The organism is Crassaminicella profunda (assembly GCF_019884785.1).
Classification (GTDB): Bacteria; Bacillota; Clostridia; order Peptostreptococcales; family Thermotaleaceae; genus Crassaminicella; species Crassaminicella profunda.
Map to the genome: position 1 here is coordinate 1,953,486 of NZ_CP082326.1, position 26,797 is coordinate 1,980,282.

The following is a 26,797-nucleotide window of genomic DNA, read 5'->3' on the forward strand; positions in this document are numbered from 1 at the left end:
AAGAGGTGACTTATGAAAAAATTGACTTTATTTTTTATCATTGTTTTTACACTAATCAACACAACTTTCTCTACAACTTTTGCTTTTTTCTCACCTCCACCCATTACAGCGCCCAGTGGCATTTTAATGGATGCAGCTACAGGTGATGTATTATATAATAAAAATGCTTATACAAAGATGTATCCAGCTAGTACAACCAAAATTATGACGGCCCTTTTAGTATTAGAACATGCAAATCTAGAGGATAAGGTAATCATAGATAAAGATACTCCTTTTACAGAGGGTACTCGAATATATGTAATGGAAGATGAAGAGTTTACTGTTGAGCAGCTTCTCTATGCCCTACTAATCGAATCTGCAAATGATGCTGCTGTTGCTTTGGCAAAGCATGTATCTGGAAGTGTTGAAGAATTTGCTAAACTTATGAATAAAAGAGCAAAAGAATTGGGCGCTAAAAACACGCACTTTGTAAACCCTAATGGATTACCCGATGATAACCATTATACTACATCTTATGATTTAGCAATGATTGCAAAATACGCCATGACTATACCAAAATTTAGAGAAATTGTTAAAACCATTCGCTATCAAATTCCTCCAACCAATAAACAAATTGAAACCCGTTACTTTAAAAATAAGAATAGATTTCTCTGGTCTACCAATAAAATATTATATAAAGAAAAATGGATTCCTATAAAATATGATATTGTTGAAGGAATAAAAACCGGTTACACCAGTGTAGCTCGTCAATGCTTAGTTGCTTTGGCAAAAAAGGATGGTCATAGTTTCATTACTGTTGTCCTAAAGGCTGAGGGGAAAAATCTTTGGGTAGACTCAAGAACCCTTATAGATTACGGATTTGAAAATTTTAAATTCATTCAATTAACAGATGCAAAAATAAAAACAAAATCTATCCCTATCAAAAATAGTGAAGAAAAACAATTAGATTTACTTACTCAAAATAAATTTTACAAAGCAATTCCTAAAGATCAAAATTTACCTACAATCAATAAAACTATAACTTATAATAAGGATATTAAAGCGCCTATCAAAAAAGGACAAGTTTTAGGGAAAGTAACTTTCAATTTCGGTCAACGCAAATTAGGTGAAGTAAATTTAATTGCAGCAAAATCCATTCCTGCTAAGAAAGGTATTACTTCTATTTTTTACTTTAACAATTCATGGGTAAAATCAATTTTTTGTTATATTTTCATCTTCATACTCCTTTTCCTTGTATGGAGAACGATCATAACAATGATTCGCTTAAAAAAGAAAAAAAGAAAACTTCTTAGAAAAAAAAGGTTAAAAAAATATTCTACAGACTACATGTCATTAAAAAAACATCCATACCGAAAATAATTATAAGATGATCCATAAAATTTGATTTGTAATTGGAAAAAATATATAATAGATAAAACTAATATGGTACATATTTTTACAAGGAGGAACTATCATGCAAAAAAAATTGTTTATTCCTGGCCCTGTTGATGTTTCAGAAGATGTCCTCAAAAAAATGTCAACTTCAATGATTGGTCATCGCAGTAAAGAAGCATCTGATTTACAAAGAAGTATTTCTCAAAAAATGATGCAGCTTATGTATACAAAAAATCAAATTATGCTATCTACTTCATCTGGAAGTGGATTGATGGAAGGAGCCGTACGGTCTTGTACGCAAAAACGAGCAGCTGTATTTTCTATAGGTGCCTTTGGTGATAGATGGTATAAAATGGCCACTTCTAATGGTGTAGCTGCAGATAAATTTTCATCTGAGTGGGGTAATCCTACTACACCAGAAATGGTAGATACGGCTTTATCTACCCAGAAATATGATTTAATCACAATTACTCACAATGAAACATCTACAGGAATAATGAATCCTATAGACGAAATTGCAGAAGTAGTAAAAAAATATCCTGATGTTATTTTTTGTTTAGATACAGTTAGTTCATTGGGCGGAACAAAAATTGAAGTAGACAAATTAGGCGTTGATATATGTATTACTTCTACTCAAAAATGTCTAGGATTACCTCCAGGAATGAGTATTTGTTCTATTTCTGAAAAAGCTATAGAAGCTGCTAAAAAAGTAGAACATAGAGGCTATTATTTTGACTTACTTGCCATGTATGAATGTATAAAGAAAAAAGATCATCAATATCCATCTACACCCTCTTTATCTCATATGTTTGCCCTTGATTACCAGTTAGACAAAATTTTAGAAGAGGGTTTAGACAATAGATTTGCACGTCACAAAGAAATGGCAAAATATGTCCGTAAATGGGCACAAGAAAAATTTTCGTTATTTGCTAATGAAAAATATGCTTCCAACACATTAACAACTGTTAAAAATTCAAAAAACATATCTGTTGCAGATTTAAATCAAAAACTAGGGGAATATGGATATACCATCTCTAATGGATATGGAGATTTAAAAGAAAAAACATTTAGAATCGCCCATATGGCAGAAACTACTTTAAATGAGGTAAAAGAATTATTAAGCACAATTGATAAAATTTTAAATTTATAAAAAAAATCGTGACAAAAGTCACGATTTTTTTATTTTATAACAATGATAGCTTCTATTTCAACAAATACTCTTGCTGATTCATATTTATTTATCATACACTCTAATTTCGTCAAGGTAATTGTAAATAGTATATCTTGATACACACAAGACTTTTGCAACATAATCTATTGCACCCTTTATTAAGAAAGCCCCTTGCTCATCTAATCTTTTAACAATATTCACTTTTTCTTCTTTATTCATATAAGCTACAGGTTTTCCTAATTGACTAATTGTATTTGTTACAATATTTGTTAAAACATCATTTACATTATTAGTTGAATAATGATTATTTTGTACTTCATTCTCATCTTTGACTTGCATAATTTCATTAATAGCATTTTGTGCAACAATTAATGAACTCATATCAAAATTAATACATAATAATCCAATAACATTTCCATCTTGGTCTTTTACAGGCATTGTGCTAGATTTTAAGACCCTTCCATCTGTAGTTTCCCCAGTGTAATTAATCACATTATTTCTAACATTACCTTTTTGTACAGCTTTCAATCCTGCTTCTGTCATAGGGCTACCTATACTTCTTCCTGTCACGTGACCATTTTCTATGGCAATAATAGAACTTTTTCCATTACAGAAATCATGTAACACCATCTCACAATTTTTCCCAAATGTTTTTGCGATTCCTTCAACAAGAGGTACTATGGCCTTTAATATTGGATGTATGGATTTTTCCATGGAGCCCTTCCTCCCTTACATTATTTAGCAACGATGTTTACTAATTTTTTAGGTACTACGATTACCTTAATGATTTGTTTTCCGTCTATAAAGGATGCGATTTTTTCATTAGATAAAGCTTCTTTTTCTAGCTCTTCTTTTGTTAATGTAGCTAAAACTTCTATTTTTTCTTTTACTTTTCCGTTGATTTGGATTACAATTTGAACTTCATCTTTTACAATTGCATCTTTTTCATACCTTGGCCACTCATGAGCATGAACACTTGTATCATATCCTATACTATGCCATAATTCTTCTGTTACATGAGGTGCAAAAGGTGCTAAAAGAATAATTAATGTTTCTAATGCTTCTTTTAATAGCCCTCTATTACATTTTTCTCCTAGTTCTTTATATTTATAAATTTCATTTACAAGTTCCATAATGGCACTAATAGCTGTATTGAAATTAAATCTGCCTTCAACGTCTTCTGTGACTCTTTTAATCGTTGTATGAATCATATATCTAAGCTGTTTATCTTCTTTAGTATATACATTATTCTCTTTTACATCACTGATAGAATCTTTTAGTTCATCTACTACTCTCCATACTCTATTTAAGAATCTAAAGCATCCTTCCACACCTGTATCGCTCCATTCAAGATCTCTCTCAGGAGGTGCTGCAAAAAGAATAAATAGTCTTGCTGTATCTGCTCCATATTTTTCTATGATTTCTTTAGGACTTACAACATTTCCTTTTGATTTAGACATTTTCGCTCCGTCTTTTAGAACCATTCCTTGAGTAAGAAGGTTTTTAAAAGGTTCTGAAACAGGAGAATATCCTAAATCATGTAATACCTTTGTAAAGAATCTAGCATAAAGAAGATGTAGAATTGCATGTTCTACCCCACCAATATATTGGTCTACATCCATCCAATATTTCGCCCTTTCATATCCAAATACCTCTTCACTATTTAAAGGATCTGCATATCTTAAAAAGTACCATGAAGAGTCTACAAATGTGTCCATTGTATCTGTTTCTCTTTTAGCAAGCTTACCGCATTTTGGACATTTTGTATGCATAAATTCCTTACTTGTAGTTAAAGGAGATTCACCTTTTCCAGAAAAAACTACATCCGTTGGTAACATAACTGGTAAGTCTTTCTCATCAACTGGAACAGATCCACAATCTTCACAATGAACAATTGGTATTGGTGTTCCCCAATATCTTTGTCTTGAGATTAACCAATCTCTTAGTCTAAAGTTTATTGTTTTTTTACCAAGACCTTCTTTTTCAAGATAATCAGACATTTGTACTAAAGCCTCTTTGCTATCTATGCCATCAAATGATCCTGAATTAAGCATAATCCCTTCATTGGTATAAGCTTTCTCTAAATGATTAACATCTATACTATCATCTTTTGGTTTAATTACAGGAACAATTTCAATATCATATTTTTTAGCAAACTCAAAGTCTCTTTCATCATGAGCAGGAACAGCCATAATCGCTCCTGTACCATAATCCATTAGAACATAGTTTGCAATATAGATAGGAATTTTCTTTCCTGTTAAAGGATTGATAGCATATTTGCCTACAAACATACCTTCTTTTTCTACATTTGTTGCTGTTCTTTCTACTTCAGAAAGGTATTGAAGCTTTTCTACAAAAGTCTTTACACTCTCTTCCTGCTTCGTTCCCTTTGTAAGCTCTTTTACATATGGATGTTCTGGAGCAAGTACCATATATGTAACACCATAAATAGTATCTGGTCTAGTTGTAAATACATTTAATGTTTTATCAGAATCATCTATTTTAAATTCAACTTCTGCCCCTACACTTTTTCCTATCCAGTTTTTTTGCATAATTTTTACTTTTTCTGGCCAACCTTTAAGATCTTCTATATCTTTTAATAAGGTGTCCGCATAATCTGTAATTTTAAAATACCATTGCTCTAAATCCTTTTTTCCTACAACACTATCACATCGTTCACACTTTCCACCAACAACCTGTTCATTAGCAAGTACTGTTTCACAAGAAGGACACCAGTTAACAGGGTATTTTTTCTTATAAACGAGTCCTTTTTTATAACATTGTACAAAAATCCATTGTGTCCATTTATAATAATTTGGATGACAAGTAGCAACTTCTCGATCCCAATCGTAACTAATCCCTAACTCCTTTAATTGATCTCTCATTTCTTCGATGTTTTCCCAAGTCCATTTGTTAGGATGAATACCATGCTTAATAGCTGCATTCTCAGCAGGTAGTCCAAAAGAATCCCATCCCATTGGATGAAGTACATTAAATCCTTTCATCTTCTTAAATCTTGCCACAACATCTCCAATAGAATAATTTCTTACATGTCCCATATGAAGTTTTCCTGATGGATATGGAAACATCTCTAATACATAATATTTTTCTTTCTCATTTTCAACAGTTTCAAACATTTTATTTTTTTCCCAGTAATCTTGCCACTTCTTTTCAATTACACTAAAATCATATTTTGGCATATATTTATCCTCCTATATATTTAATTTTTAAAAATGATTCTTTACAATAAAAAAAGCACCTTGAAAAATTCTCATCCCCTTGTAGGGACGAGGAATTCCCCGCGGTACCACCCTAATTGACATTAATTGTCCACTTATTGGTTCTTAAAGGTAACCAACCTATTGTTTCCTGAGGCAAGTTCAACAGTTTGCTTTATCGATTCACACCCTCCATCGACTCTCTAAAAAAGGTCAACTATTTACTACTCCTCTATAATTGTATTCATTTTTTATAATACTTCTTAGAATTTTATAATCATTATAATTGCTTTTTTATAGATTGTCAACATTTACATGTACTGCATCTTTCCATACTCTTTCTATATGATAAAAATTTCGTTCTTCTTCAATAAAAAGATGCACCACTACGTTAATAAAATCTAATAAAATCCATCTACCATTAGCATAACCTTCTTTGTGATCTAATATTATCCCGCGTTCTTTCATTTGATCTTCAACTTCATCAGCAATGGCTTTTACCTGTCGAGTTGATGTTCCATGGGCTATTACAAAATAATCTGCAAAACTAGAAATTTCCTTAATGTCTAAAATTTCAATATCTTGTCCTTTTTTATCATCTATGCTTTTTACAATGTCAAAAGCAATTTTTCTTGATGTTTCAACCATATATAACCTCCTACTATATTAAAAAGAAATTGCTGCTAATACGCCAATATACGCTGCATACAGTACAAAAATTAAAAAACCATGTTTCCTATCGATTTTCCTTCGAAAAGTACCACACAAAACTAATAAACTCATCAAAAGGAAAGACATAGGCATATCTAAAACTAAAGTTTGTGGTACGTCTGTTAATATTTTATGGAATAGTTCAATATTTCTAGTAGAGATCGTTAATCCATTCTTTGGAATTATAGAGGATACCCCTAAAACCATTGTTATATTTAATATATTTGCCCCAATAATATTCCCTACAGAGATTCCTTCATGTCCTTTTATTGTAGCAGTCACCGCAGTAACTAATTCAGGTAGTGAAGTACCCAGTGCAATTAACGTCAAACTTACAATTTGCTCTGGTATATGAAGAATTTCTGCAATTTGCACACCATTATCCACTAACAATCTTGCTCCTATAACAATACCACAGGCACCTATAACAAATTTTAAAATATTCACAAATATATGCAGTCTTTTCGTCTTATACGAACTTCTAAAACCATTTGACGATCCAGCTTGATTAAATTCAACAACATTTATAATTATATAGATTATCAAGAATAATATCAATACAAATCCTTCGACTTTCATCACTGTTTGATCATAAGCAAAAACATAAAAGCATATTAATGACAACATCATCATAAAACCTTTAATGCTAAAAAATTTTCTTCTCACACGAATAGGTGAAATGCAAGCACAAATTCCTAATACAAGACCTATATTGCATATAGTGGAGCCTATAGCATTTCCTATAGCCATTTCAGGATGTCCCTTTATAATTGCAATAGTTGATACAAAAAGCTCGGGTAGCGTAGTTGCTAAGCTTACAAGGGTTGCACCTACTAGAATCTTAGGAATTCCTGTAGCTATAGCAATCCAAACAGCAGCATCTACAAATAAATCTCCTCCTTTAATTATTATAAGCAATCCTACAAAAAACATGAAAAAAACTAGTACATTTTCCATAATATCCTCCTCATTTTATACTGTATCATTACTATATATACAATTTTTTTTAAGGATATTACAAAAAAAAATAGCTACAGAATCTCTGCAGCTATTTTTTCATATTGTTGCCAATAATAATGGTTATATCAGCCTTTGTACTAGTATCTATATCCTTTTCTATTTCTTTAACATCTAGTAATTTTGCAATATTTTTTGCATCCGTATCTTTGTTATTTCTATTATATATATGAGTTTGTCCATATTTTATTCCGGCTACATTGCTTATATTTACAATTTCATATCCCTTTTCTTTAAGGGTATTGGCTGTTTTTGTAGCAATGCCATTAATATTTGATCCATTTAAAACTTCTACAGTAATTTTTTCCTGTGGATCCTTTGCATACTCATTTGTATTTTTTACTTGAGTAGCATTCCCACTAAAAATCTGATCTATCATTGGTTTTGTCTTATTCATATCAGGAATATAATACCATAGTCCATTGATTTTTTTAGGTTCTCCTGGAATAGTAACCATATGAATATCTTCTATTTTTGTACCTTTAGCCTGTAATGCATAAGAACTCATTTCACCAATAGACATATTTGTATCTACATAAGTATTAAAAGTTCTTATTAGCTTAGGGAGTTTTGTAATTATTTTGGGCGATAATAGTTTATCCGCTAATGCCTTTAAAAAAGCATGTTGGGCATTAATTCTACCCAAATCTTGGTTTATATATCCCTTTCTGAATCTTAAAAACTGCATGGCTTTATTGCTATCTAATACTTGTTTTCCTTTTTTTAGATTAATTTTTAGAGGCGGATCAGCTTTTGGATCATAATACTTCATATTCATTGGTACATCAATCTCTACCCCACCTACATCATCTACAACTTTTCCTACAGCTGCATAGTTGATTTCTACATAATAATGTACAGGAATACCTAATAAATCCTTTACGGCCTTCATAGAAAGATCCATCCCGCCATATGCATGAGCATGATTAATTTTTTCTTTATTTCTACGGCCTCTTATAACCACTCTTGTATCTCTAGGAATAGAGATAATATCAACATTTTTTGTATTTGGATCAAAAGTTGCGAGCATCATGGTATCTGTCCTAGCACGTTTAGCACTTTCAACATCTTTTGCGTCTACACCAACGACTAAAACATTTACTCTCTCTTCTTTTTTAGGTGGTCCATCTTCACTAACTACTCCTTGTCCATTATAACCTTGTCCTTTAACATTCACACTACTTGTAAAAATATAAGTACCTGTGCACATAACTACAGCAAAACAAATAAATGCAATAACTAGTACTTTAAAGAATTTTTTCATGTTCTCACTCCTGACGCAATCCATCTCTTTGTAATAGGAGATAATTTCTGGCTAAAATAGTGGTTGGGTGCAACAATTCTCCTTTTATAACTACATATTTTATAGTGTTATTAAAAGCCATTAAAATAGCTTTATCTAAATCTGATAAAGCTACTTCCCTTAGAATTTCTACCCCATTAAAATTTCTATTCGGCTCAATATAATCTGCTAAATATATAATTTTTTCAAGGAGTGTCATGTTTTCTTTTCCTGTTGTATGAAAATGAATAGCATTAAGAATTTCATCATCTTCAATAAAAAATTCTCTTTTAGCAACTTCAGCACCAACAGCTCCATGCAATAACCCAGGTTGAAATTTAGTAACACCATCAATTAGTATACCAAACTGCTTGGCATAATTCAACAATTCTTCATTACTTAAATTTTTTGCACAATCATGCACTAGCCCAGCTATACTTGCTTCAGTAACGGGTCCATTATGTATTTTAGCTAAATTTTCAGCTGTCTTTTGTACCCCTAAAGAATGTAAATATCTTTTCTCTTTTAATTTACTCTTTAAAATTTTTTTTATTTCATTTATTTGTAACAATTTTTACACCTCTTTGTACAGGTTGTTTTTATATATATAATATTCTACAGGCTCAGGCAACAAATATTTTATAGATTGTTCTTCTCTAATTCTATTTCTTATATCTGTTGAAGATATAGCTAAAGCTGGTAAATCAATTTTTCCAATAGCTGCATCATATTTTTCTTCTAATTCCTCAATTTTTTCATCCACCTGGCAACTTTCAAGTCCAGGTCTAGTAGCAGCAATAAATTGACACAACTGTGTAAGTTTTTTTACACTTTTCCATGTATCTAATTCACAGATTGCATCTGCACCTGTAATAAAGTAAAGATCTGTATCTTCACTATATAATTTTTTTAGCTTTTCTATTGTTCGGATCGTATATGAAATTTCTTCACTCTCTAACTCAATTTTGGATACTTCAAAATAAGGATTCGTAATTGTTGCTAAAAGGGTCATAAAATATCTATGTTTGCTATCTGTTACACGTAAATTTGATTTATGAGGGGGGGTTCCTGCAGGTATAAAAACTACTTTTTCAAGGTTGTACTCACATCGTATTTGCTCTGCAATAACAAGGTGTCCATAATGTATTGGGTCAAAAGTACCTCCCATAATCCCTATCCTTGTATGCTCTTTATTTGGTTTATTCATTATATCTAAAAAACTACTATTTGACATAGCATACTCCTCCAAAATATCTTATCTTATGTTTTTGGGTAAAACTTTCGTAACTCTATTATATATGATTATCAAATTTTGACAATAACAAACAAAGAATTTTTTCCGCCCTTATGACACTAGATAAAAAAATCGAGTATACACTCGATTTTTTTATCTAGGTATTTGGATTTCAGGATTTTTATTAGATGGTCTGTAAATCACAAACTTATTTCCTATAGCTTGAATAAAATATGCTCTTGTTTGTTTAGCTACTTCATTTGCTGTCTCTTTTGTATCAAGAAGACTATTTTCAAGAACATTCACCTTTATTAATTCCCTTGCTTCAAGAGCATCATCTATCTGTTTGATAAAATTTTCTGTAATCCCACTTTTCCCAATTTGAGCTATTGGTTTTACGCCATTGGCTAAACCCTTTAGATAGCTTCTTTGTTTTCCTGTTAATGTCTCTATTGTTTTCATCAAAAACCCACCTTCTATTCTAATGATAGAATTCAAACTCAAAATCAAATATTTTTACTGTATCTCCATCTTCAATTCCCAATTCCTTTAATTTATCAACAACCCCTCTCTTAATAAGAAAGTTTTGAAAATATCTCAAAGAATCCATGTCTTCAAAATTGGTTGAGTAAAATAATTTCTCAATGCGTTTTCCTTCTAATATATAATATTCATTTTCTCTTCTGACAATAATATCATCATCCTTATTGTCTTCTACCGTATAATACTTATACGTCTCTTCCTCTTCTACTAAAGGCTCCTCTTCTATTTCATCTAATCTTTTAACTATATAACGTAATAATTCTTTTAAGCCTTTACCAGTAGCTGCTGAGACAGGAAATACATCATATCCTCTTTCCTTCATTTCTGATTCAAAACTTTTAAAAACTTCTTCTGATTGAACGAGATCCATCTTATTTGCCACAACAAGTTGAGGTTTCTTTGAAAGCTTTTCTGTATATTTTCTCAATTCATGATTAATTTTCTCAAAATCGTCTATTGGATCTCTTCCCTCAACTCCTGAAACATCAACAACATGTACTAATAGCTTTGTACGCTCTACATGTCTTAAAAATTCTAATCCTAAACCAACTCCCACGTGAGCCCCTTCAATAAGACCTGGGATATCTGCCAATACAAAACTCTTTTTATCTATTTCAACCACACCAAGATTAGGTTTTATGGTTGTAAAGTGATAATTGGCAATTTTAGGCCTTGCACTGGTAACGGTAGCTAATATAGTAGATTTTCCAACATTAGGAAACCCTACAAGTCCTACATCCGCTAATAATTTCAATTCTAATATAGCCCATCTTTCTTCAGCAGCATTTCCACCTTCAGCAAAATTTGGTGCTTGTCTTGTAGATGTAGTAAAATGAGTATTTCCTTTTCCACCTTTACCACCCTTTGCAATAATCTCCCTTTGCCCATGGGTAGTCAAATCAGCAATAACAAGGTTTGTTTTCTCATCTCTCACAATAGTTCCTGGTGGAACTTTTAAGATTAAATCCTTTCCATCTTTTCCAAACTGCTTTTTAGCTCTTCCATTTTCTCCATTTTCAGCAGCATATTTTTTCTTATAACGAAAGTCCATTAACGTTCTTAATCCTTCGTCCACTTCGAAGATGATGCTTCCACCTTTTCCCCCATCTCCTCCATCTGGACCTCCAGCAGGAACATATTTTTCTCTACGGAAGGAGACACATCCATCTCCACCTTTTCCAGCTTTTACAAATATTTTAGCTTTATCTACGAACATATTATCACCCTTATGGATTTATTCATTCTTAATTATTTTATTGTTTCCAAATTTATATTTATTTATGTAATATAAAACCCATGCTTTAGAGCATGGGTTCTTAATTATTCTGCTGCAACTGCTTCTCTTGGATATACACTAACTTGTTTTTTGTCTTTTCCTTTTCTTTCAAACTTCACAACTCCATCAACTTTAGCAAAAAGAGTATCATCTCCGCCTCTTCCTACATTGTTACCAGCATGGATTTTTGTTCCTCTTTGACGTACAAGAATACTTCCACAGCTAACAAGTTGTCCGTCTGCACGTTTTACCCCTAATCTTTTCGCTTCACTATCTCTACCGTTCTTGGAGCTACCTACTCCTTTTTTACTAGCGAATAACTGAAGGTTTATATTGAATAACATTAGTTACACCTCCTCATCATGAAACTCTATAAACTCATTATACATTCCTTGGCTTCCTTTGATTCCTATAATCATCGTATCCAGGATTAAATTTGCTTTTTCTCTTATGGACAATGAAAGATCTTTGGGTAATTCACAATAAAGCCATCCATCTTCCATTTCATATATAACATCAATATGCAGTAGTTCATTCAAAGCAAGTAGTGTTGTCTGTGCAAGTACACTCATACTGGCGCAAACAATATCTTCACCATATTCAGCTGCATTTGCATGTCCTTTTACTGAGTATGATATTATATTCTTAAACTCATCTCGATAAATATGAATTTTTATCATTTATCTAACGACCTTACGCATTGATTTTTTCAACTTTAATCTTTGTATAAGGTTGACGATGTCCTTGTTTCTTTCTGTAGTCTTTTTTAGCTTTGTATTTAAATACAATCACTTTTTTAGCTTTACCATTTTCTACTACAGTGGCAGAAACTTTTGCGCCATCTACTACTGGTGTTCCTACAGAAAGGCTACCTTCTTTTGATACAGCTAATACTTTATCAAATTCAACAGCTTCTCCTTCATTCGCTTCTAATTTTTCAACGAATAAAGTATCTCCTTCTTGAACTCTATATTGCTTTCCACCTGTTTCAATAATTGCGTACATAATTACACCTCCTCTAACCAAACTCGCCAAATCCTAGGTAACCTAAGTTTTCAACCCGATTTGTGCGGCTACTTACAGATACATATATTATCATACTAAACTTTAAAAGTCAACCTTTTATTCTTCTAATAATTTTTTAATGATCTTTTTTTCTTCTTTACTTAAGTCTTTTCCATTGATATATTTTTTAAACATATCGGGTCTGTTTTTCTTTGTAATCTTTAGAGCTTGTAATTTTCTCCACTCTTCAATTTTTTTATGATTTCCTGATAATAAAATATCTGGTACTTTCATATCTTTATACTCACTTGGACGAGTATACTGTGGATACTCTAGTAGTCCATTATAAAAAGATTCGTCCATAAATGATTCTTCTTGACCTAATACCCCTGGAATAAGCCTTGAAACTGCATCTACTACTACCATAGCAGGTAATTCTCCTCCAGTAAGTACATAATCTCCAATAGAAATTTCATCTGTAACCCAATAGTCTATCACTCTTTGATCAATACCTTCATAATGCCCACATAGAAAAATCAATCGTTCCTCTTTTGCAAGCTCTTTTGCCATTTCTTGATTAAATGTCTTTCCTTTAGGAGACATATAAATAACTCTACAATCCTTAGCATCTATTCCTTCTAATGCACTATGTATAGGCTGAGACTGCATCACCATTCCAGCTCCCCCACCATATGGATAGTCATCAACTTTTTTATGCTTGCTTTCACTATAATCTCGAATATTTGTTACATTGATATGAAGAATTCCCTTATCCCTAGCTCTACCTATAATACTTTCACCTAAAGGAATTTCAAACATATTAGGAAAAAGAGTTAGAATATCTATTTTCATTCTATCAGTCCTTCAATGGGCATTACAATAATATGCCCTTTTTCTATACTAACTTCCTTTATAAACGCTCCCACTGCTGGAATCAATATAGTCTTTTTAGGGTTTGTAGCATCCTCTATTTCATACAGGTCTTGTCCTGCATTTTGAATAACGTTTTTAACCGTTCCAATAAATTTTTCTTCATCTGTAAAAACTTTTAATCCAATTAAATCAACGATTAAGTACGTATCTTCTGGAAGAGTACGAGCATTTTCCCTATCTATCGTAAGATATTTATTTTTTAGCCTTTCAGCCACATTTCTATCATCAATTCCCTTTAATTTTAATAATACTAAATTATTTTTATATCTAACTTTTTCTATATAAATTTTTTCTTCTCTATTATAATCCATATAGACCCATTCTAATTCTTCAAATCTTTCTTTATAATCCGTTAAAGGATACACTCTTACTTCCCCACGAATTCCTTGTACATTTACAATTTGTCCTACCTTTAGTAATGTTGGCATATTAACACCTCCCCTTATGAAAGGTTCTTATATTATTATGTATTATAAAAGGATTAGGTATCCCTAATCCTTTTATAAACTATTGAATAATCTCTACAACTACTCTTTTATTTTCTTTTGTTGCAGCAGCCTTCGCAACGGTTCTTATAGCTTTTGCTATTCTACCTTGCTTGCCAATGACTTTACCCATATCGTCTGGGGCAACTTTTAGTTCTACAATCAGTGATTGTCTTCCCTCAATTTCAGTAACAAAAACTTCATCTGGGTTATCCACTAAAGCTTTAGCTATTGTTTTTACTAATTCACCCATTTTTTACACCCCCCGAAAGCATAAACTAAGCTTTCTTTGACTGCTCAAACTTTTCTATAACACCATATTTCTTAAATAAATCTCTTACAGTATCAGTTGGCTGAGCACCATTGTTTAGCCATTTTACAGCTTTCTCATCATCAATCTTCACCTCAACTGGCTCAACAACAGGATTGTAATATCCTAATTCTTCGATAAATCTACCATCTCTAGGTGAACGAGAATCTGCAACTACAAGTCTATAGAAAGGCTTCTTTTTAGCTCCCATTCTTTTTAATCTAATTTTTACTGACATTTTATTCACCTCCTTTAAAATTGAATTTCTATTTATCTTCCAAAGAATGGAAGTTTCATTTTTCCACCCTTTTTCATTCCTTTTTCCATATCAGAAAATTGCTTCATCATCTTCTTTGTTTGCGCAAATTGCTTCAATAAACTATTCACCTTACTAACAGGCATTCCACTACCTTTAGCAATTCTTTTTCTTCTACTACCATTAATAATAGAAGGATTTCTTCTTTCCTCTTTTGTCATAGATTGAATCATTGCTTCTATATGAACCAATTCTTTATCATCTATTTCCATGTTTTTCAATTGTTTGTTATTCATACCTGGAATCATCTCAAGAAGTTGACTCATAGGACCCATACTTTTCATTTGCTGTAATTGGTCTAAAAAGTCTTCAAAAGAAAATTCCTGACTTCTTATTCTTTTTTCTAATTCTTTTGCTTTTTTCGCATCAAAATTAACTTGAGCCTTTTCTATTAAACTTAAAACGTCGCCCATTCCAAGTATTCTAGAAGCCATTCTATCTGGATAAAAAGGTTCTAAATCTGTCAACTTTTCACCCATACCAACGAATTTGATAGGTTTTTGGGTTACAGCACGTACAGAAAGGGCTGCTCCACCTCTTGTATCTCCATCTAACTTCGTTAGTACAACACCATCAATCCCTAATTTTTCATTAAAATTTTGTGCAACATTAACAGCATCTTGTCCTGTCATTGCATCTACTACTAATAATATTTCTTGAGGATTTACTTCTTTTTTAATATTTTGCAACTCTTCCATTAAGTTTTCATCAATGTGGAGTCTACCAGCTGTATCAATAATAACTACATCATTGCCATGCTCTTTTGCATGTTCTATACCTGCTTTTGCAATATTCACAGGACTTACTTTATCCCCCATGGAAAAGACTGGAATATCCAATTGGCTTCCTACAACTTGCAACTGCTTAATGGCTGCAGGTCGGTAAATATCTCCAGCAACGAGCAAAGGTCTTTTACCCATCTTCTTTAAATTCCCACCTAATTTACCACTTGTAGTAGTCTTACCAGCCCCCTGCAATCCTGCTAACATATAAACAGTAGGAGGTTTAGAAGAAAAAGTTAATTTGGTCTGAGTTGTTCCCATTAAAGCTGTTAATTCTTCATTAACAATTTTAATAACTTGCTGACCAGGCGTTAAACTTTCCATAACTTCTACGCCAACAGATCTCTCTTTTACTTTGTTGATAAAATCTTTTACTACTTTAAAGTTAACATCTGCTTCAAGCAATGCAAGCTTTACTTCTCTCATAGCTTCTTTTACATCTTTTTCAGTAAGTTTTCCCTTACTTTTTAATTTCTTCAAAGCACCTTGAAGCTTATCAGCTAATCCTTCGAAAACCACTTTGCCACCTCCTAAGGGGCTATTTTTCTAATAAATCATAAGAAATTCTTTTTATCTTTTCTAACTCTTCTAGCAAATGATCCATATCTTTAATTAAATCCTTATTACTTTCTATATCTTCAACAATATTTAATATCTTTTCTATTTGTTTTTTAGTTGTTATAAATTTATGAACTAACCTTAACTTTTCTTCATATTCAAACAACAACTTTTCTGATCGTTTTATAGTATCATATACAGCTTGTCTACTAACCCCTAGCTGTTCTGATATTTCCCCTAAAGACAAATCATCATTGTAATATAATTCTAATACTTGTTGTTGCTTTTTTGTAAGTAATTGTCCATAAAAATCATATAAAAGACTCATTTGGACTATCTTCTCAAACATTATAACACTTCCTAACAAAAGTGTAAAGGTTTTTTGCTTTACAGATGTATTTTAACGTACATTTGATACCCTGTCAACATTTTTTTTAATTTTCTTCTCCAAATAATGCATCAACAAAATCCTGAGGCACAAATTTTTGTAAATCATCCATTCCTTCTCCAACACCAATCAACTTTACAGGAATATCAAGTTCTGAACTAATACCAAGAACAACGCCACCTTTAGCGGTTCCATCTAATTTTGTCAATACCACACCTGTTATATCTGTCACTTCTTTAAAAATCTTAGCTTGTTGAATGGCATTTTGTCCAGTTGTAGCATCTAACACTAATAGAACTTCTTTAGAAGCTTCTGGATATTCTCGATCTACAATTTTTGCAACTTTTCCTAATTCATTCATCAAATTCTTTTTATTATGAAGTCTTCCTGCTGTATCACAAATAAGCACATCTATTTTCCTAGCTTTTGCAGATTGAATAGCATCATATATGACTGCTGCAGGATCAGCTCCTTCTTGATGCTTAATCACATCTACACCTACTCTATTTGCCCAAATTTCTAATTGATCAATGGCTGCAGCTCTAAATGTATCTCCTGCTGCTAATAATACTTTTTTTCCCTCTGATTTAAACTGATGGGCAATCTTTCCTATAGAAGTAGTCTTCCCTACTCCATTTACCCCTACCATTAAGACAATTGCTGGAGATGGTTCTACCTTCAAAGCATGAGACTTATCCATCTCTAATAGCTCTCCTAATATTTCTTTTAATAATTCTTTTAAATCTTGTGCCTCTATAATTTTTCTTTCTTTTGCCAAACTTCTTAATTTATCAATAATCTCCATGGTCGTATGGACCCCTGCATCAGATGTAATAAGTATTTCCTCAAGTTCTTCAAATAATTCCTCATCTACTTTTTTATATGATTTTAATACCTCATCTACTTTTCCAGCTATGCCTTCTCTTGTTTTTGTAAGCCCTTTCTTCAATTTTGCAAAAAAGCTTAGTTTAGTTTCTACCTTCTCTTCTTCTATTTTTTCTAATCCCTCTTCTTGTTGATCCTCTTTTACTTGCTCTTGTGCTACTTTTTCTGATATATCATGTTTTTCTTCTTCTATTTTCATTTCATTTTCAATAGAATTTGTCTCTTGAGCAGGTTCTTCTATTACATTTTCATTTGTTTGAATATTTTCCTCTTGTTTTTTTACACTTTCATCATTGCCTTTTTTAAATTTAGATATAAATTTTTTAAACATATTCATTCCCTCCAATTTAGCTAACCTTTTCAGTAAGTTTTACAGATACTAATTTCGAAACACCGTGTTCTTGCATGGTTACACCATACAAAGCATCTACAGATTCCATCGTTCCCTTTCTATGGGTTACTACGATAAACTGTGTTTCTTTTGAAAATTCTTTCAAGAAATCTGCATATCTATAGACATTGGCATCATCTAAAGCCGCCTCTATTTCATCTAAAATACAAAATGGTGTAGGCTTTACTTTTAAAATAGCAAACAAGAGTGCTATGGCTGTTAATGCCCTTTCCCCTCCAGAAAGTAAGGATAAGTTCTGTAATTTTTTCCCTGGAGGCTGTGCAATAATTTCTATTTTAGACGAAAGTATATCGCCTTCATCATCCAACTTCAGTTGTGCTTTTCCACCACCAAATAATTTTTTAAATACTTCATCAAAGTTTTCTCTAATCTTTTCAAAGCTTTCTGCAAATTGGGTTCTCATTGTATTTTCCATCTCTTTAATTACTTTTTTAAGAGAATCAATAGCAGCTGTCAAGTCTTCCTTTTGTACAGTTAAAAATTCATATCTTTCCATTACTTCTTCATACTCGTCAATAGCGTTTAAATTTACACTTCCTAAATCTCTTATTTTCTTTTTTAAAACCTTAATGCGTTTGGATGATTCAGGTAAATTTATATTTTCCTTTTTATAAGTCAACGCTTCCACATACGTAATTTCATAGGTTTCCCATAACTTATTAAAATAAGATTCTTGCTGCATTTCAAGTCTTGTAAGTTTCACTTCAATTTTATGGAAACTATCTTGTAATTCAGCTACCATTTCATTAATTTTTTTTAAGTTTTCTTCTACTTCTTCAAAATTTTTATAAACTTCTTTCCTTTTTGATTTTTCTTGCCCTAAATTAAATTCACACTGCTTTTTTAAGACATCTGCATCTTTCATTTCAATTTTTAATCCATTTAATTGTTCAAGTAAGCTTTCCTTATTTTTTATAAGTTGATTAATTTCTGTTTGTTTATTGTTTTTCAAACCATCTAATTCTTTTATTTTTGATGTTGCTATTTTTATGTCTTGATCAACATGCTGCTTTTTTTGTTCTAAAGAAGCAATTTTTATCTTTACATTTGTTACTTCACTACTTAATTTTTCTTTTTGTGTTCTTTCCTCTTCATAAGAACTTTTACTATTTAATACTTTATCTTGAATCTCTTTCTCTTTGCTTTCAAGCTTTTCAATTTCAACTTGCTTTATTTTAATATCTTTATCTGTCTCTAATTGATCCATATCTAATTGTTCTATTTCTGAAACAATGCGACATATACTTTCTTGATAATTTTTAATTTCCTTTTCTAACTGATTTTTTTTATTTTCAGTATTAATAAAAGCAATTTCTTTTTCTTTTAATAAATGATCTTGTTCATTTAGCTTTTGTTTAAGATCTACTAATTTATTTTCACTTTCATGAGTAAACTTTACTTTTTCTTCATATTCTACAGTCAAATCTTTAATACTACTACCTAATTCTTCTATTTCTCTTTTTCTACTTAAAATATTTAATGTTTTTGAACGATAACTTCCACCAGTTATAGCTCCACTAGGGTTTATTATATCGCCATCTAACGATACAATTTTATATTTATTTCCTATCCTTTTAGAAAGGACAATTCCATTTTCTATCTTATCAACAAATAGAACTTTCCCTAATAAATAGTTTACTACATTTTCATAATCATCAGAAAAGCCAATCATATCTATAGCAAATCCTAGAAAACCTTTTACCTGTTCAATGTTCTCTCTATGAAGAATCTTTTTCTTAAATCGATCCATCGGTAGAAAAGTTACTCTTCCTAGTTTGTTTTTCTTTAAGTAATGAATCACCCTATTAGCATCGTCCGTCCTTTCACAAACAATATTTTGCATAGCACTCCCTAATGCAACTTCAACAGCAACCTCAAAGCCTTTTGGAACGTCAATAAGCTCTGCTACTACACCATAGATGCCTTTACCTAAATGAGGATTTTTTTTCGCATGAATAAGGGTATTTTTCACACTCTTGTGAAACCCTTCATATTCCTTTTCCATTTCCTCTAGTAATTTCTTTCTCGTTTGTTTTTCTTGAATTCTTTGTCTGAATTGTTCCTCTTGCACTTTATTTTCTTTCATCAGCTTATTTGATTTTTCAATCTCTAGATCTACGAAGTTTCTTTCTTCATTAAGATTTTCAAATTCATTCTTAATTTTTTTCAATTGCTCCTGCACAGTCTCTTCTTCTTTTTTGAGTGATTCTGTATGGGTTTCTAGATTTTTTTTCTCTTCTTCAATTTGTCTTTGGCGTTTTATAATATTATTTTGAAATGTAATCAAACTGTGCATCTCACTTTTTATTGTAGCAGCTGAATTTAATATCTCAATCACAGTTTCTTTAGACTTTTCCATATCTTCTTCTTTTTTTTCTAATATATTTCTTACCTGATTGAAATCATTTAATTTATTTTGTAAGTGATTTTTTGTATCCTCTAAAAACTCACTTTCATTTTTAAGATGATCTTTCATTTCATCTAATTGAATAAGGAGATTATTTTTATTTTCATCTATTTCTTTAATTTCATTGTTCAACCTTTTAGTATTTTCTGTAATATTTAATACTTTCTCATTGCAAAGTCCTAATTCTCCTTCTTTTTTCTCCATTAAATGCATGGTTTCAAATATATTATTTTGTAATTGCTGAATGGATGCATCTATTTCTTCCATATTTTTTTTTGTTTCTTCATATTCTCCCTCAATTTCCTTTTTATCTTCAGAGTAATGATTTAATTGATTTCGTATAATATTTTGTTGTTCTTTCAATGCTTCTATATCATACTTTAAGGTTTCTAACTCATGAATAAAAAGATTGATTTCTAAGTCCTTCAACTCTCCCTGTACTTCTAAAAAAGCTTTTGCTTTTTCACTTTGTGCCTTTAATGGCTCTATTCTTAACTTAAGTTCCCTGATAATATCATCTACTCTTGTTAAGTTTTGATTTGTATTTTCTAGCTTTTTTTCAGACTCTTCTTTTCTACTTCTATATTTAACAATTCCAGCAGCTTCTTCAAATAAAAGTCGTCTATTTCCTGACTTATTATTCAAAATCTCATCTATTCTGCCTTGTCCAATAATAGAATATCCATCAACCCCTACACCTGTATCCATAAATATTTCTCTTATATCTTTTAATCTACATAATGATTTGTTAAGATAATATTCACTTTCTCCTGAACGATAAACTCTTCTTGTTACGGTAACCTCTGAATAATCCACAGGTAACTTATTGGATTCATTGTCAAGGGTCAATGATACTTCTGCCATACCAACTGGTTTCCTCTCTGTAGTTCCAGCAAATATGACATCATCCATTCTGCTTCCTCTTAAAGTTTTAGCACTTTGTTCTCCTAAAACCCATCTTATTGCATCTGAAATATTACTTTTGCCACTTCCATTAGGACCTACAATTCCTGTAACCCCTTTTTCAAACTCTATTCCAATCTTATCTGCAAAAGATTTAAATCCATGTATATCAACTTTTTTCAGGTACAAACTATCACACCTCTTCTTTATTCGTCACTTCTAAATATTTTACCATATATACTATCCCTTTTACATATAGATTTCTCAATCAAAACATTCATTTATGATACATTCTTCGAGCGCCCCCCAGATACTGTTTTATCCTTTATATTTCATAATAAAAACAGTGTCTTCACAAAGTCGAGACGGATCATCATGAATTGAATCTATAATTGAGAAATCTATAGCTCCATTCACAATGCAATTTAAAACCTATCTCTTATTTAGATAAATTTTAAATTGCATTATTCGCATATTTTTTCATATCAAACTCAAAACTTTTTCCACATGATTTAATAATCTTTATACAAGTATCATTTAAGTCATTATTTCTAATAACTTTTATTTTTTTGATTCCATATTTATTTTTAATAAAATTTGTATTTTCCTTTTTGTGTCCAACTAAACTAGAAACATATCGATCATTTACTTGTATTTCAATCAATAAACTATTTTCTATATCTTGTTTCAAAAATAAATAATCAAGCATTTCCTTAAATATTTCTGATTCAACTAGTTGTCGAAAGGATGGATGAAATGGACCTGCAATTACTTCTCTTCCTAATAAAATATTTTCAGTAGGCTGCAGTCCTACTCTTATTACAAGTATTTCTGCTTTTAAAAATTTTAATAGTAAATTTTTAGAAATAGCGATGGCTTCTTCTACGGATAAAGATTCGTATTTCCCTTGTAAGTACATTTTCTCTAAATATGTATCTTTTACTACTAATGTAGGATAAATTCTTACAAAGTTCGGTAATAAATCAATAATTTTTTCAGCTGTACGATTTGATTTTTGCATTGTATCCCCTGGTAAACCGATCATCATTTGAAGACCAATCTTAACAGGAAACTGCTTTATTATTTTCACTGCACTTACTACATCTTTAGACGTATGCCCTCTTCCACTTTTTTCAAGAACTTCATCATCCATTGATTGAACCCCTAGTTCTATAATAGATACACCATACCCTAATAAAAATTTCATAATAGATTCATCTATATAATCAGGTCTTGTAGATAATCGAATATCTTGAATCATTCCTGCTTTCTTCCACTTAAAAGCAATTTTCAAAAGTTCTTCTTGTTTTTCTTTTTCAATTCCTGTAAAACTGCCCCCAAAAAAAGCAATTTCTACATGTTTTTCATCAATATTTTCTATGGTTTCTAGATATTCTTCAATCTGAAGATCCACCTCTTGAGCTGTAATATCCTTTGTAAGACCCGTAATTTTTTTCTGATTACAAAAAACGCAATCGAAAGGACATCCTTTATGCGGAACAAAAACAGGAATAATATAATGTGTTTTTGCCAATTAATTCACCCTCTTTAATGCTTCTTTTGCTGCATTTTGCTCTGCTTCTTTTTTGCTTTTTCCTGATCCTTCTCCTACAACTTTATCACCTATTTTTACATGAACATAAAAAACTTTGTTATGATCAGGTCCAGTTTCATTTACTACTTCATAATTAATTTTATCAGAATTCACACTTTGAACAATTTCTTGTAAATAAGTTTTATAATCTTTAAAAATTTTACCTTCTATAGCATCTTCAATGGTTTCTTTTAAGCTATTTAATATAAATATTTTTACTTTAGAAAGTCCTCCATCTAGGTAAATTGCACCAATAATTGCTTCAAAGGTATCTGCTAATATGGATACTCTCTCTCTTCCTCCCGTTACTTCTTCTCCTTTTCCCAAAAGAAGGTATTTACCTGTATTCATAATGCTAGAACAATTTGCAAGAGAACCTTCACAAACAATACTTGCTCTTATCTTTGTAAGTTCTCCCTCCTGTAAGGTTTCTAGATGATTATACAAATAATCACTGATGACAATACTAAGTACTGAGTCTCCCAAAAATTCTAATCGCTCATTATACTTTATATTCCTCTTTTTATTCTCATTTGCATAGGAACTGTGTGTTAATGCTTCATTTAATAAATCAACATTTTTAAAGGTATAGCCTAATTTTTCTGTAAGTTCTTTTAATACTTTTTTCCTGTCCATATTTTTGCTAAGCATATATGTCCTCCTCCATATTTAAAAACAGTATTATATCATTATTTATTGTACACTTTTTTTCCCTATTTTAAAAGCTATAGAATGATAATGGGAAGTCTATATAGACTTCCCATGTGTTTATTCATATTTTTTCAATATGATTGTTGCATTATGTCCACCAAAACCTAATGAGTTAGATAAAGCATATCTTACTTCTCTTTTTCTTCCCTCATTTGGCGTATAATCTAAGTCACATTCTGGATCAGGTGTAGTGTAATTAATGGTTGGGGGGATAAAATCCTCTGTTAAAGCTAACAGACAAGCTATAGCTTCTACACCGCCTGCACCTCCAAGAAGGTGTCCTGTCATTGATTTTGTTGAACTTACTGATAATTTATATGCATGTTCACCAAATACTGTTTTAATTGCCATAGTTTCGTTTTTATCATTTAATGGTGTTGATGTACCATGAGCATTAATATAATCAATATCTTCAGATTGAATCCCCGCATCATCAATAGCATTTTGCATAGCGCGAGCTCCACCTTCACCTTCTGGAGCAGGAGCTGTAATATGATATGCATCTGCACTCATTCCATAGCCTACCATTTCTCCGTAGATATGTGCACCACGAGCTAATGCATGTTCTAATTCTTCTAAAATAATCATACCAGATCCTTCACCCATAACAAATCCATCTCTATCTTTATCAAAAGGTCTACTAGCTGTTTTAGGATCATCATTTCTTGTAGATAATGCCTTCATTGTACAAAATCCTGCTACTGCTAAAGGAGTAATGGACGCTTCTGTTCCACCTGTGATCATAATATCAGCATCATTTCTTTGGATGATTTTAAAAGCATCACCAATAGCATTTGTTGAAGATGCACAAGCAGTTACAGTAGTTGTATTTGGTCCTTTTGCACCAAATCTTATTGATATTTGACCTGCAGCAATATTCGTGATCATCATAGGAATAAAGAATGGACTAACTCTTCTAGGTCCTTTATCTAAAAGCTTTTTATATTGTTCTTCTAAAGTCTGAATTCCACCAATTCCTGATCCAAGTACAACACCAAATCTATTTTGATTGATGTTTTCTAGATCTAATTTAGAATCTTCTACTGCCATTTTAGAAGCAGCAACAGCAAACTGTGTATATGGATCCATTCTTTTCGCTTCTTTTTTATCTATATAGTTTGTTGGTTCAAAATCTTTTACTTCCCCAGCTATCTGAGCAGTAAAATCTGTTGTATCAAATTTAGTAATTTTATCAATTCCGCATTTTCCTGTTCTTAATGCATTCAAGAAATTTTCTTTTCCAATTCCTATGGGAGTAACCGCTCCTATTCCTGTAACAACAACTCTTCTTTTCAAGTAAATAACCTCCCCCAATTACTTATTCTCTTCAATATATTTTACAATATCGCCTATATTTTTAAATTTTTCAGCATCCTCATCAGGAATTTCTATATCAAACTCATCCTCTAGAGCCATCATAATTTCAACTGCATCTAAAGAATCTGCCTCTAAATCACCCATCAAAGAAGTTTCTGCCTTAATATGATCAGTATCATCCAAGCCTAATTGATCCGCGATAATCTCAACAATTTTTTCAAACATCTTACGCTCACCTCCTCTCAACCTTTATTACATAGCCATTCCGCCATCAATATTCATTACCTGTCCTGTAACATAACTTGCTTCATTTGAACATAAGAATGCTACAACATTTGCAACATCTTCAGCTTTTCCTAATTTTTTCATTGGAATTTGCTTCATAATCTCTTCTTTTACTTTATCAGATAAAACATCTGTCATATCTGTTTCAATAAATCCTGGCGCCACAGCATTTACATTAATTCCTCTTGCGCCTAATTCTTTTGCAATAGACTTTGTAAAACCAATAACACCTGCTTTTGATGCTGCATAATTAGCTTGACCTGCATTACCCGTTACCCCTACAACAGATGCTAAATTTACGATTTTTCCACTTCTTTGTTTCATCATTTTTCTTGTAACTGCCTTTGTGCAATTATATGTACCTTTAAGATTAATAGCAATTACCTGATCCCAATCTTCTTCTTTCATTTTCATAAGTAATGTATCTCTTGTAATACCAGCATTGTTTATTAATATATCAATAGTTTCAAATTTTTCCTCAACTTGTTTTATAAAATTTTGAACTTCTTCACTATTAGAGACATCTGCTTTTAAAGCAATAGCATCTTTTCCCATCTCTTTAATTTGTTTTACAACTTCTTCAGCTTTTGCTACATTGCTTGTGTAATTTACAACAATATTTGCTCCTAAATTTGCTAATTTTAAAGCAATGGCTTTACCAATTCCTCTTGACCCACCTGTTACAATAGCCGTTTTTCCTGTTAAATTCATTCTCTTAAACCTCCCACTTTTCTTAAAAATTAGATAATAGTTTTTCTAATGTATCCATATTCTCTACATTATATATAGAAATTTCTTTTTTTAATTTTCTATTAATCTTTTTAATAAAACTACTTAAAGATTTTCCAGGTCCAATTTCTATAAACGTATCTACACCATCATCTAGCATTTTTACAACACTATCTTCCCATAAAACAGAATTACTCACTTGTTTTACAAGTAAATCTTTCACATCTGATTTTTCCTTATAATAATCAGCATTCACATTTGCTAAAACTGGCATTGTTAAATCATTTATTTTAACATTTTCAAGTTCAAGTAAAAGTTTTTCACCTGCAGGTACTAACATAGAACAATGGAAAGGTGCACTTACCGGAAGCACTACAGCCTTTTTCGCTCCCATCTCTTTTGCAAATTCACATGCCTTTTCAATAGCTTTTACTTCTCCTGATATAACAATTTGTCCTGGACTATTAAAATTAGCTGCCTCTACGATTCCAAATTCTTTTGCTTTTTCTAATGCTTTTTCTAATGTTTCTCTTTCCATTCCTAAAATAGCTGCCATTGTTCCAACACCTAGTGGAACAGCTTCTTGCATATATTTCCCTCTCTTTTTTACTAATAAAACAGCATCTTTAAAATCCATTACATCAGCCATTACAAGAGATGCATATTCTCCTAAACTAAGTCCTGCACTCATATAAGGGTTTATCCCCTTTTCTTCAAGAACTTTTGCTATGGCTATACATGTTGTAAGGATGGCAGGCTGTGTATTTTCTGTTTTCTTTAGGTCTTCCTCTGGTCCTTCAAAGCACATTTTCTTCATATCATAGCCTAGGGCTTCACTGGCTTGTTCAAAGATTTCATTGGCTATTTGAAAATTTTCTACAAACTCTTTTCCCATACCTACATATTGAGCTCCCTGACCTGGAAAAACAAAAGCTATCTTTGACATTTTCT

At 31.5% G+C, this 26,797-nt stretch carries 28 protein-coding genes and 1 other annotated feature; of the genes, 2 read left to right on the forward strand and 26 right to left on the reverse strand.

The window, feature by feature from the left end; all coding sequences use genetic code 11:
* The first annotated feature begins 12 nt into the window (after positions 1-12).
* Positions 13-1,359, forward strand: a complete 1,347-nt coding sequence (locus K7H06_RS09205) for a D-alanyl-D-alanine carboxypeptidase family protein (RefSeq protein ID WP_223039574.1) — start codon at positions 13-15, stop codon at positions 1,357-1,359.
* Between the two features lie 94 nt (positions 1,360-1,453).
* Complete coding sequence (locus K7H06_RS09210) at positions 1,454-2,524, forward strand: pyridoxal-phosphate-dependent aminotransferase family protein (RefSeq protein WP_223039575.1); 1,071 nt, start codon at positions 1,454-1,456, stop codon at positions 2,522-2,524.
* Positions 2,525-2,608: 84 nt separating this feature from the next.
* On the opposite strand, the gene K7H06_RS09215 is transcribed toward K7H06_RS09210, so the two are convergent.
* The 26 genes from K7H06_RS09215 to fabD form a co-directional block, all read right to left on the reverse strand.
* A complete protein-coding gene (locus tag K7H06_RS09215) occupies positions 2,609-3,259 on the reverse strand; it encodes a helix-turn-helix transcriptional regulator (RefSeq protein ID WP_223039576.1) in 651 nt (216 codons plus the stop codon).
* Positions 3,260-3,279: 20 nt separating this feature from the next.
* A complete protein-coding gene (gene leuS / locus K7H06_RS09220) occupies positions 3,280-5,745 on the reverse strand; it encodes a leucine--tRNA ligase (RefSeq protein ID WP_223039577.1) in 2,466 nt (821 codons plus the stop codon).
* Between the two features lie 80 nt (positions 5,746-5,825).
* Positions 5,826-6,007 (reverse strand) — a binding site (T-box leader).
* Between the two features lie 50 nt (positions 6,008-6,057).
* Positions 6,058-6,411: a ribosome silencing factor gene (gene rsfS / locus K7H06_RS09225; protein ID WP_223039578.1), complete on the reverse strand. Its 354-nt coding sequence runs from the start codon at positions 6,409-6,411 to the stop codon at positions 6,058-6,060.
* A gap of 18 nt (positions 6,412-6,429) precedes the next feature.
* Positions 6,430-7,431: a calcium/sodium antiporter gene (locus K7H06_RS09230; protein WP_223039579.1), complete on the reverse strand. Its 1,002-nt coding sequence runs from the start codon at positions 7,429-7,431 to the stop codon at positions 6,430-6,432.
* 91 nt (positions 7,432-7,522) lie between these two features.
* Entirely contained in the window at positions 7,523-8,755 is a 1,233-nt protein-coding gene (locus K7H06_RS09235; RefSeq protein WP_223039580.1) for an LCP family protein, read from the reverse strand.
* 4 nt (positions 8,756-8,759) lie between these two features.
* Complete coding sequence (gene yqeK / locus K7H06_RS09240; protein WP_223039581.1) at positions 8,760-9,344, reverse strand: bis(5'-nucleosyl)-tetraphosphatase (symmetrical) YqeK; 585 nt, start codon at positions 9,342-9,344, stop codon at positions 8,760-8,762.
* Between the two features lie 3 nt (positions 9,345-9,347).
* Positions 9,348-10,007, reverse strand: a complete 660-nt coding sequence (gene nadD, locus K7H06_RS09245) for a nicotinate-nucleotide adenylyltransferase (RefSeq protein WP_246637671.1) — start codon at positions 10,005-10,007, stop codon at positions 9,348-9,350.
* A gap of 153 nt (positions 10,008-10,160) precedes the next feature.
* Complete coding sequence (gene yhbY, locus K7H06_RS09250; RefSeq protein ID WP_223039582.1) at positions 10,161-10,469, reverse strand: ribosome assembly RNA-binding protein YhbY; 309 nt, start codon at positions 10,467-10,469, stop codon at positions 10,161-10,163.
* Positions 10,470-10,488: 19 nt separating this feature from the next.
* On the reverse strand, positions 10,489-11,766 hold the full coding sequence (obgE, locus tag K7H06_RS09255; RefSeq protein ID WP_223039583.1) for a GTPase ObgE: 1,278 nt from the start codon (positions 11,764-11,766) through the stop codon (positions 10,489-10,491).
* 104 nt (positions 11,767-11,870) lie between these two features.
* A complete protein-coding gene (gene rpmA / locus K7H06_RS09260; protein WP_223039584.1) occupies positions 11,871-12,170 on the reverse strand; it encodes a 50S ribosomal protein L27 in 300 nt (99 codons plus the stop codon).
* Positions 12,171-12,173: 3 nt separating this feature from the next.
* Complete coding sequence (locus K7H06_RS09265; protein ID WP_223039585.1) at positions 12,174-12,506, reverse strand: ribosomal-processing cysteine protease Prp; 333 nt, start codon at positions 12,504-12,506, stop codon at positions 12,174-12,176.
* Between the two features lie 13 nt (positions 12,507-12,519).
* Positions 12,520-12,831, reverse strand: coding sequence for a 50S ribosomal protein L21 (rplU, locus tag K7H06_RS09270; protein ID WP_223039586.1), 312 nt, complete (start codon positions 12,829-12,831; stop codon positions 12,520-12,522).
* A 117-nt stretch (positions 12,832-12,948) separates the two neighbouring features.
* Positions 12,949-13,683, reverse strand: a complete 735-nt coding sequence (gene trmD / locus K7H06_RS09275) for a tRNA (guanosine(37)-N1)-methyltransferase TrmD (protein ID WP_223039587.1) — start codon at positions 13,681-13,683, stop codon at positions 12,949-12,951.
* The gene (gene rimM, locus K7H06_RS09280; protein ID WP_223039588.1) at positions 13,680-14,192 is read right to left on the reverse strand and encodes a ribosome maturation factor RimM; all 513 of its coding nucleotides are present in this window, start codon (positions 14,190-14,192) and stop codon (positions 13,680-13,682) included. The genes trmD and rimM overlap by 4 nt, the downstream gene beginning before the upstream one ends.
* A gap of 79 nt (positions 14,193-14,271) precedes the next feature.
* Complete coding sequence (locus tag K7H06_RS09285) at positions 14,272-14,502, reverse strand: KH domain-containing protein (RefSeq protein ID WP_223039589.1); 231 nt, start codon at positions 14,500-14,502, stop codon at positions 14,272-14,274.
* A gap of 25 nt (positions 14,503-14,527) precedes the next feature.
* Entirely contained in the window at positions 14,528-14,797 is a 270-nt protein-coding gene (rpsP, locus tag K7H06_RS09290; RefSeq protein ID WP_223039590.1) for a 30S ribosomal protein S16, read from the reverse strand.
* Positions 14,798-14,829: 32 nt separating this feature from the next.
* Entirely contained in the window at positions 14,830-16,176 is a 1,347-nt protein-coding gene (gene ffh / locus K7H06_RS09295) for a signal recognition particle protein (protein ID WP_223039591.1), read from the reverse strand.
* A gap of 19 nt (positions 16,177-16,195) precedes the next feature.
* Positions 16,196-16,564 carry a putative DNA-binding protein gene (locus K7H06_RS09300; RefSeq protein ID WP_223039592.1) on the reverse strand — a complete coding sequence of 123 codons (369 nt, stop codon included), beginning with the start codon at positions 16,562-16,564 and terminating at the stop codon, positions 16,196-16,198.
* 85 nt (positions 16,565-16,649) lie between these two features.
* A complete protein-coding gene (gene ftsY / locus K7H06_RS09305) occupies positions 16,650-17,597 on the reverse strand; it encodes a signal recognition particle-docking protein FtsY (protein WP_343216828.1) in 948 nt (315 codons plus the stop codon).
* Positions 17,598-17,835: 238 nt separating this feature from the next.
* On the reverse strand, positions 17,836-21,399 hold the full coding sequence (smc, locus tag K7H06_RS09310; protein WP_223039594.1) for a chromosome segregation protein SMC: 3,564 nt from the start codon (positions 21,397-21,399) through the stop codon (positions 17,836-17,838).
* A gap of 265 nt (positions 21,400-21,664) precedes the next feature.
* Positions 21,665-22,744 carry an elongator complex protein 3 gene (locus K7H06_RS09315; RefSeq protein ID WP_223039595.1) on the reverse strand — a complete coding sequence of 360 codons (1,080 nt, stop codon included), beginning with the start codon at positions 22,742-22,744 and terminating at the stop codon, positions 21,665-21,667.
* A complete protein-coding gene (gene rnc / locus K7H06_RS09320) occupies positions 22,745-23,455 on the reverse strand; it encodes a ribonuclease III (RefSeq protein ID WP_246637672.1) in 711 nt (236 codons plus the stop codon).
* Between the two features lie 117 nt (positions 23,456-23,572).
* Complete coding sequence (gene fabF / locus K7H06_RS09325) at positions 23,573-24,811, reverse strand: beta-ketoacyl-ACP synthase II (RefSeq protein ID WP_223039596.1); 1,239 nt, start codon at positions 24,809-24,811, stop codon at positions 23,573-23,575.
* An 18-nt stretch (positions 24,812-24,829) separates the two neighbouring features.
* The gene (gene acpP / locus K7H06_RS09330; RefSeq protein WP_223039597.1) at positions 24,830-25,057 is read right to left on the reverse strand and encodes an acyl carrier protein; all 228 of its coding nucleotides are present in this window, start codon (positions 25,055-25,057) and stop codon (positions 24,830-24,832) included.
* 27 nt (positions 25,058-25,084) lie between these two features.
* Positions 25,085-25,828, reverse strand: coding sequence for a 3-oxoacyl-[acyl-carrier-protein] reductase (gene fabG / locus K7H06_RS09335; RefSeq protein WP_223039598.1), 744 nt, complete (start codon positions 25,826-25,828; stop codon positions 25,085-25,087).
* Positions 25,829-25,850: 22 nt separating this feature from the next.
* Positions 25,851-26,792, reverse strand: coding sequence for an ACP S-malonyltransferase (gene fabD, locus K7H06_RS09340; protein WP_223039599.1), 942 nt, complete (start codon positions 26,790-26,792; stop codon positions 25,851-25,853).
* Positions 26,793-26,797 lie beyond the last annotated feature (5 nt).